1 protein-coding gene is annotated in these 519 nt (G+C 74.2%); it reads right to left on the bottom strand.

Features of this window, described 5'->3' with window-relative positions:
• Window positions 1-180: 180 nt before the first annotated feature.
• On the bottom strand, window positions 181-519 hold a 339-nt coding region (locus AC1DYK_RS35620), incomplete at its 5' end, for a GNAT family N-acetyltransferase (RefSeq protein WP_478170554.1).

The raw sequence follows: 519 nt of genomic DNA on the forward strand, positions 1-519 counted from the left end.
GGGCCGGAACGGCCGAGCGACCTGCACAGACTCGTGGCGGAGCTGACCGCCGAGACGTGCGGATCGAGGGAGGAGCAGCCGCACGGTCCGGAGCCGAAACGGGACCACGCGGCCTGAGCCGGGCCGCCCGGTCCGCGCGGCCCGACAGACGCCGCCCGATCCGGGGCAGCCTCGCCCGGTCTACAGCTCCTTGGCGAACCAGCGCTCCGCGTACGGGCTCCGGTGGTGGAACGCCGGGACTTCCGCGTAACCGTGCTTGGCGTACAGCCCGCGCGCCTCCACCAGATCGTGGCGGGTGTCCAGCCGGATCTGCCGTATGCCGAACGCACGCGCCGCGCTCTCGACGGCCGCCAGCAGCAGCCCGCCACCACCCGTGCCGCGGAACTCCGGGCGTACGAACACCCGGGTCAGCTCCGCCACGTCCGCGTCGACCAGGAGCAGCCCGGCGCAGGCCGCCGGCTTCCCGTCGAACCTGCCGACGACGAACTCACCGGTCGGCGGGGTGAGCCGGTCGACACC

The sequence above is a fragment of the Variovorax sp. P2_H12 genome, assembly GCF_056403395.1.